7 protein-coding genes are annotated in these 8161 nt (G+C 36.5%); 3 read left to right on the top strand and 4 right to left on the bottom strand.

The annotated features are described in order from the left end of the window. Positions 1-903 (bottom strand): NAD(P)-dependent alcohol dehydrogenase (locus AC1DVB_RS23625; protein ID WP_477591218.1); only part of this gene is annotated, 903 nt, incomplete at its 3' end. 774 nt (positions 904-1677) lie between these two features. Continuing rightward, a complete protein-coding gene (locus AC1DVB_RS23620) occupies positions 1678-2013 on the bottom strand; it encodes a DUF1360 domain-containing protein (RefSeq protein ID WP_477591216.1) in 336 nt (111 codons plus the stop codon). A gap of 183 nt (positions 2014-2196) precedes the next feature. Here AC1DVB_RS23620 and AC1DVB_RS23615 point away from each other — a divergent pair, with 183 nt between their 5' ends. Then, a complete protein-coding gene (locus AC1DVB_RS23615) occupies positions 2197-3327 on the top strand; it encodes a BMQ_0737 family morphogenetic spore coat protein (protein WP_477591220.1) in 1131 nt (376 codons plus the stop codon). Positions 3328-3650: 323 nt separating this feature from the next. Further along, positions 3651-4085: a M67 family metallopeptidase gene (locus tag AC1DVB_RS23610; RefSeq protein WP_477591214.1), complete on the top strand. Its 435-nt coding sequence runs from the start codon at positions 3651-3653 to the stop codon at positions 4083-4085. 95 nt (positions 4086-4180) lie between these two features. Here the strand turns inward: AC1DVB_RS23610 and AC1DVB_RS23605 are convergent, their stop codons facing one another. Then, a complete protein-coding gene (locus AC1DVB_RS23605; RefSeq protein WP_239858258.1) occupies positions 4181-4924 on the bottom strand; it encodes a GT-D fold domain-containing protein in 744 nt (247 codons plus the stop codon). A 43-nt stretch (positions 4925-4967) separates the two neighbouring features. After that, positions 4968-6209: a hypothetical protein gene (locus tag AC1DVB_RS23600; protein WP_477591212.1), complete on the bottom strand. Its 1242-nt coding sequence runs from the start codon at positions 6207-6209 to the stop codon at positions 4968-4970. A gap of 646 nt (positions 6210-6855) precedes the next feature. On the opposite strand from AC1DVB_RS23600, the gene AC1DVB_RS23595 reads away from it, so the two are divergent. Continuing rightward, on the top strand, positions 6856-8161 hold a 1306-nt coding region (locus AC1DVB_RS23595), incomplete at its 3' end, for a hypothetical protein (RefSeq protein ID WP_477591211.1).

Below are 8161 nucleotides of genomic sequence, written 5' to 3'. Positions count from 1 at the left end.
TTCTTCAAACGCATAACATCTGTCAATGATCACTTTTAACTTCCCTGCTTCAACAAGCTCCTTGAGGAAGTTTAGAGCTTCGGGAGTTTCTGGTGAATTTTGACTCAATATCAGCTTCTTGCCGGTTGTCAATTTAGTCCATAGCATTCGAACACCAGGTACCGGTACAGTGACATTTAGATAGGTTCCGTCCTTCTTCAACGATTTCATACAAGCTGAAAACGTACTCTTGTTTACCGCTTCAAAGATAACATCATAGGTCTCACCATCTCTGGAAAAATCCTCTAAAGTGTAATCGATGACCTTATCGGCTCCAAGAGATTTTACCAATTCTACATTCGCGGTACTGCAAACCCCTGTAACTTTTGCTCCGAAATACTTGGCAATTTGTACTGCATAACTTCCTACACTCCCTGAAGCACCATAGACAAGAACCTTTTGACCACTCTGAACGTTAGCTTTTCTAAGATAAAATAATGCTGTACGTGCCCCGATTGGAATGGCTGCGGCTTCCTCAAAAGATATATTATTAGGTTTTATGGAAACGGGCCCGTCTTCACGCAAGCACTTATACTCGGCATAAGCACCATAGCCCACTTGGGAAGCGGCAAAAATCTGGTCACCTGCTTTAAACAGCTTGACATCTTTGCCCACTGACTCAACTTCTCCAGATAACTCCAAGCCCAATATGGTTTTCTTGGGACGTCTTAATCCCATAATAATCCGAGCTGGCAGCCAAACAGAGAGTGGAACTGTAAAGCTCCGTGACCGAATATCCCCCATTGTTACCGTTGCCGCTTTTACTTTTATCAGTATTTCATTCTCCTTAGGATCCGGTTTTTCTACCTCTTTCAAATGAAGAACTTCAGGGGGACCGTACTTGGTGTACACGATTGCTTTCATTAATCCTCCTCCATTTCGTTATATTCACTTAAAATGCACTAACCTTCAATAACTGTACTTGAACTATCCTGCTCCATTCGTTGAATGAAGAATACCGATTTGTAGAAATGGAAAATTGATTATTCCGGATACATACTCTACAAAAAGCAATCAACATTTGAATAATATCTTTAAACGCGTTTACATTTTAGCTTACTCGCCTTCATTTATCTTCATGCCTCTAATAAGAACTCAGCACCTTAGGACGTGTAAACTCAAATGACGATAAGTACCCCCCTGAGCATTTCCTGGCTTTATCCCACACATATTAATCTATCTTCATCTTTTGTATGGGCAGTTCTAACATTTTTCGCAGGAGAAACTGTGTTCTAAGAATATGGTTTTATTCCTATTTTCAACGGGTCAAACTGGCTAAAGATCTCTCGGCATCGTATGACATAATAACCGGATCACCCGTAAACTTTTTTTAATGAAGATTTACTCCAATTTATATTTCCATATCAATTCCTATTATTATAAGAAAAAATCCATTCGTTTCTGAATGGATTTTAATCAATCGCTTGCTCCCTGATGCTTAAAATTAAAATGTAATGGCCCTCGTACTTGCTATCAATCTATAACGGTTTTGGATTGACTTTGATCTAAAACCCAGGAATATATAAGCCTCTCTGTCCATTAAGCATTTATATGATGTTCAGCATATACTATTAGTCTGAATATCGATACATAAAGTTCATTATGCTTTTAATTGTCTTACCCTACACGATTATACTTTCATGATTTAGATTCAATAAAAGCAGCAGCTCCCGCAACAGCAAAGACCAATAGGATTGGAAAAGCGGCAGGTAAATAATAATAAATAAGTACAGTAATGACGGAACACCAAAACCCTACACACCAATAGCAACTTAAAAGCGAACCTATGAAATAACGAAGTCCCGATCCTTTTATTTCAATGATTTCCTCCAGTTGTCCAGAGGCATTTTCTTGGATGGTGGCAGTCAAAAAAGGTTTTCTGATGAATGAAGTGATATCGTCAAATACAATTAAATGAGTTAACCGGAAGGTAGCCAATATTAAAATAAAAAAATCAAGCCATTCAATAGCCAATACCTATTCACCTCCTAATCTTTCTTTTAAGATTTTATGATTAGAATTTTGATTATATAAATATACATTTATAAATTCATAATATTTTATTAGCCCATTTTCTAAGAAAAATGTACCCATAAAAAGATATCCCCATAGTATGTTAATGTGTTCAAAACCTGATACTGAAGGGAAAGATGTTTGATGAAAAAAAGGAACGTCAAATCTATTCAGGGCCGACAAGTGGTACCGAACCCCATCGGACCTGAATGTATTCGAGTTACTAAAGTATATGACTGGGTTGTTCTAACAAATCGTGACCGCAATAAAGTTCAAATACCTGAGGAATGCTTTGCGGCAATTGAAGATGCACGTCATGATGGTAACACAATAACCGCTACTTGTTCGGAAGTAGTTGGTACACGAAGCTGTGATTTTATCGGAGCCATTCCAGCTAACATTCCTAGTGTTCCAGGGGCCCAAATTGTTTCCCTTGCCTTCCATGTCCATATCCGCGTTCAATTCTTTTGCAATGGAGAACCACTACCAGGTTGTAATTTCGTAGTACCTGTTAGTTTCATGGATGAAGTTATCCTATGTTTCCCAGAGGGAACAGAAATCAACTGTAATATTTTCGATGTTCAATGTACAGTTGTTTTAAATCAAATGCTTGGTGATATGGTTGTACTTGATGTGACCATGTGTAAAGATGTTCAAGTCGAAGCTGAGGTTAAGCTAGAGGTCGAGGCTAAGTTCTGTGGACCGCGTCCTGTCATTCCAATTGAAGAAGATGGGTTCATTTGCCCAACACCACGATTCCCGCAACAATGCCCAACCTTCTTCCCGACATTGAACTGTGACTGCCAAGGTTCAGCAGACTTTACTGGCGAAGCAACTATTAGTGTAGTAGAAGGCGGTATTGGTGGCCTTACAACAGGACAATTGGATCTCACGGCTCTAGTTTGTGACCAATGTACCCTTTCTGGTAGCAGAATACAAGTTACCTTCCTCGATACACTAGGACCGACACCTATCGGAACACCAGATGCTGATATTGACCAAAGCTTCACGTTTACAGCCACTGACTTTAACCAACCTGTCTGTGATTTAGCTGCAGGAACGCTTACCGTAACAGGTACTGGAACTATTACACCTGCTGGAGGATTACCAGAAAATGCCGGCTTCTCTTTAGCCTTAACTGATTCTGACCCGTCGGGAGATACAGCTACGCTTACAATAACTGGTTCATCTACTGTTGTTATGATTATTCTGACAGAAGGAGCTAACCCTGGATTAGAGGTTGAAGTAGAAGATTGCGATCGTTTTCCTGTATAATAATAAAAACCCGAGGGATATTAATCTCTCGGTTTTTTTTTGTAAAGAAACTTGGAAAGTCTAATTCCATTATTTACTTCAACACTTAGTAAATGTATCCCACATTTTAGGCGACCCATTTATTAATTATTAGGTTACATAAAGATTCATGTTTTCATATTTATAGAGCATACCTATAAAAGGAGAGAAAAAAATGGCATCTGATAAGCTAAGACGTAAAGTAAGAAGAAAATTAGGAATGCCTAACCCGCAGCCCACTCAACAACATCAACAAATCACTCCCTCTGCCCTCCAGGTTCGGCCAGTACGAGCAAAAGGTTGCTGTGGAAAAAACAAATGATTTAAGTTTAAGATCCGGTACTTTTTACATCAACAATCATGTTAGGCTAGAAATGATTTCCCATTGCAAACGAGAACTTCCTTATGAGGCCTGTGGACTGCTTTCAGGGCGAAATGGGGTCGCAGTAACAATTTGGCCTATGGAAAATGTCAATAGGAGCTCTTTTTCCTACTCGATGGATTTAGATCAAATTCGTCATGTATTTGAACTTATCGATAGGAGGAATGAAGAATTCATTGGCATCTACCATTCCCACCCAACAGATGGTGCTTATCCGTCAKAGGGGGATATTGCTTTAAATAACTACCCAGAGGTAGCTCACCTAATTATTTCGTTTGCAAACTCGACCCCTGAATTAAAATGTTTCCAACTAACAGGAAAAAAAGTCTTTCCGATACAATTAAAATTCGTAAACTGAATTTAGTGAATAAGATACTCGCACCTCTTCCTTTTGCATTCAAGGTTGAATCTGCGAGTATTCTTTTATATTATTTCCCTCCAATGATTATATTTTTAATTTTTGTTTTCTTCTTTAAACTGATCATTCCACTTTTTTACTAAGTCGGAAAGTTTGTATTCTTTTCCATCAAGAATAATATCAATAGCATGCCCGAAATCAATGGCAACCTTCTGGGTCAATTTTGCAATTCTTGGAGCTAAAATGGTTGCCGGGATCCCGGCGGAAATTAACGCTATTTCCCATTCCTGATTAGACTGTAGCTCATTTTGTACTCTATTTAACTCTTCATACCCATTTAAACCTATACTGCCAGTAATTTGTACGCCTTGTTCTTTAAAAACGATTTCTGCTTCTTTTGAACGGCGGCCAACAAGAAATACCTTCTTATTACTCAGCCATGGCCATAATGCGCCCTCGTCCAAGAGGCTCTGCATGATCCAAGCACAACAAGCTTTCGAAGGCATGAACTTCAGTTGACCAAGTACAGTTCGAGTTTGTTTTGCCCAAGGATCCAGCCGCCAAGGAGCTATCAAACCAGCAATATCAGTATCCCGCAATGACCTGACCAATTCCCGCCTGATTATCTCTGGTGCATGTGATACTCCCGCATAAGATTCATACCGTTTAAATTCCTGTACAAGTAATCCATTGGCTGGATAGCTTAAATAGCTTATTTCACCGATTCCAAAACGAGCAAGGGAAAAGCCTCTATTCTGTTTTATCGCTTGGTCCAATAATTTTATCACTTTCCTATTATCTAATAAGTATTTCTCAAAGTGATAATTTCCTTCAATCACCCCACTCCCACCCCCGGTTTCCTATGCCATTAAATCTATCACCTTATTGTTTCTTCGTTAATAATAAGGAAATTTGATTGCTTGAACTGATTTCCAGATCTTGTTCTTTAAAAAATACAAAAGCCTCTACACGAATATTGCTGTTTTCTTCAGGTTGAAGGACGCTTATTTGTAAGTTAGTTAAAGATTCTGTTTGCCTAGGGTTTATATTTTTAGATTGAATTGGACATATCCAGGTTTCACCCTTCTCCATTTCTTCAAACCATTCCTCATTCATATATTTCCACCCTTTTGTTTCTTCATTTTTCATGACCCCCAAAGTTTCGGCAACATTGGGCGGCAATATTTGCCCAGATATTTTTATACTTTCTGATGGGCTGGAACGCAGACAGATAACTGGATTCCGCAAAACCTCCGTACCTATATTTTTAATATGAAGATTTCCAATAAGCTTGATTTTGTTACGTTCTTCAAGTTCTTCAATAAAAATATGATAATCTAAAAACACTTCTGCTTCTTTTCTTTTAGTAATAGTTGGTTTCTTTAATAAAAACTTTTTCTTTTCTGGTAAACTTTTTTCTTTTTGCATGGCAGGCTCTAAATTTATCCCAGTATTTTCAGAATGAATAAACATGTTTGAGAAAATTTCAATTGGAACTAATGACAAAACAGATAAAGGTGAGCTTTCGTGAAATCTAGCCAATATTCCTATAGTTATGGACATCGCATATTTCTCACCAAGTTTTCCCCAAAAATCTTCATCCGTAAAAACAGGATACATAATCTGTATATTAATAAAAGGGTTATTTGCGTTTCTGACTACCTCATTAGATTTAAATTTTGTTCCAGTCCTTTTACATTCATATTGAAAAATATCCAATAACTTTTTATTAGCAGATTTTGAATTGTGAACTAATTCAAGAATGGGCTCTTTTATCCCTGGAATTTCAAAGAGTGAAAAGTATACATGAAAATCAGCCCTTTCTGATTCATTCTTTTCATCCATAAGAATCACCTTTGCCCCGCATGCAGATAGGAATGTTTGAATATACTCCAACACCTTCCTTTCTAGAAGGTGCTTTCTAAAGGTGTTATATTTAACATCATAGTCGGATGAAATGACAATCCTTTTACCATGCAATGCAGAACATAATTGTACTTTTTGATTATCAGTATCTGGCTGCACTTCAAAACCCAATTCCCTAAAAAGATAAGTAAATGCCGGGAGAGACTCATAGGGGATGGTTCCTGCCCCCTTATCTCCCACTTCTACTTTAATGTCCATTTATGTATCCCCCTTTTTGTTAATCCTGGTAGCAGCTTTACTATTTAATAGGATTAATTAATACCGTACGGCTCTTTTCCCACAACCCTTATATCACCCAATATTTATAATATGTAAGAGGAATGAAGAAATGATAAAGAATACACTCGGCAAACTCTAATTCCTTGTGTAAGTTTGTGTATACCATATTAAAAGGAAATGTAGTGCCTCCATCCATGTAAATGAATTTTATGAGGGGGATCAAAAAGGTGATAAATATAATCACCTTTTTGAAATACGGTACATATAACTATTATGGAATCATTTATAAAGGGATCAGTATTTGATTAAAACCAGTCACATGAATAGTGAAAAATTGAAATCAAAGATTTTTCGGTCAAGATGATCATTTTATGAGGAGGAATTTTCTTTTGTTTACCATTACCCCTACAATGATTTGGATGTCGCAGTGTTCCTAATCATGAAGCAACACCAACACTCTGACGAACGGTACTCCACACCCATAAAAATCTTGATAAACATCTCCGCATAGGAACTTCTTGGTCATTTACAGTCGCTCAATCTCAACCTGTCTAATTGATTCCTTATTAGTAATGGCTGGAGATTGCGCCTGTTCACACGTGATCAAAAATAAGGAGTGGTTATTTTGTACACAGATGATGAAAAAGCCAATGAAATTCAAAAAAGTAAATTGAATAAAATAACTCCAGTTCAACTTCAGCAAATGATCATTCATCTTAGATCTGAACTTTCCCTATACAAATCAAAAGTTAATGAATACGAAGTCGATTATAGTAAAAAGAAAATAAGAAAACTAATAAAACACAATGAAGAAATGATAAATGAACAAAGAACATATCAAGATCTAATCAATCGGAAGGAACATGAAAGGAAGAGTGCAGAAACCAAGGTTCAGAAGTTGGAAGAAGAAATTAAGAAATATAAGGCTGAACTACAGTACTTTAAAGAATCCAAAACAAACGACGAAAAGAAAAATAACGACATAAAAACTCTTGGAGATAAGAATAAATTATTACAAAGTGAAATTGCTTCTCTTCAAAAGAAAGTTAAAGATTATGAGGCTGCTCAAAAACAATATGTTAAAAATGAGGAATATAAAAGCCACGATGGTTTTCAAAAAATGGCGGATGGGCTTACAGAGGTGAAATCCCTTCTTGCTCCAGTCAATAAAAAAATAACTAACTTAGATGTACAAAGCATAAATTTAGAGATTGAGAAATTAGTTGAGAAAGTTATGTTTTATTTTCACGAGCAAAATATTTTCAAAAATGAAATTCAAGAGTTAAGAGGAACCATTCAATCTCTCAACGAAAAAGAAATGAATTATAAAAATGAAATGAATCAGCTTACTAAAACCATTGATCTTTTATACGATCAAGAAAAGCAATATAAAGTGGAGATGAATCATTTAGAAAAAGCACTTTCAGATAAGGAAGAGCATCACAAAAAAGATATAAAAAAATATAAGAAAGAAATTGATCATTACATTTCAAAGATTAGCCAACTATCCGAACAGGAAGGTCAATATAAATTGGAGATTGAACGTTTAGAARAAGMCCTGATCGAACTTTCCGAAAAGGAAGRGCAGCAGAAACAAGTTATCGAAAACTTTAAACTTGAAATTGAAAATTATACTCAAATGATCGACCACCTATCGGAGCAGGAAAGTCAATATAAGGTGGACATTGCAAATTTAGAACAGATGATTTACGATCTAAAGGAAAAAGAGAACTACCATCAACAAGAAATCGATCAGTTAAATCAAACGATTAGCGATGCATCCCAACAAGAAATTMAATATAAAWYGGAGATTGAAAATTATACCCAAATGATTGGCCACCTATCCGAACAGGAAAGTCAATTTAAGRTGGASATTGCTAATTTAGAACAGATGATTTCCGATCTAAAGGAAAAAGAGTCCTACCATCAAC

This window comes from Peribacillus sp. P4_D6 (assembly GCF_056401795.1).
The sequence above is the reverse complement of the archived record's forward strand: the minus strand, read 5'-3'. Positions and strand labels throughout refer to the sequence as shown.

Coding starts and splice junctions, on each gene's coding strand:
- AC1DVB_RS23615 (WP_477591220.1), top strand. CDS start 2,197: ATGAAAAAAAGGAACGTCAAATCTATTCAGGGCCGACAAGTGGTACCG.
- AC1DVB_RS23600 (WP_477591212.1), bottom strand. CDS start 6,209: ATGGACATTAAAGTAGAAGTGGGAGATAAGGGGGCAGGAACCATCCCC.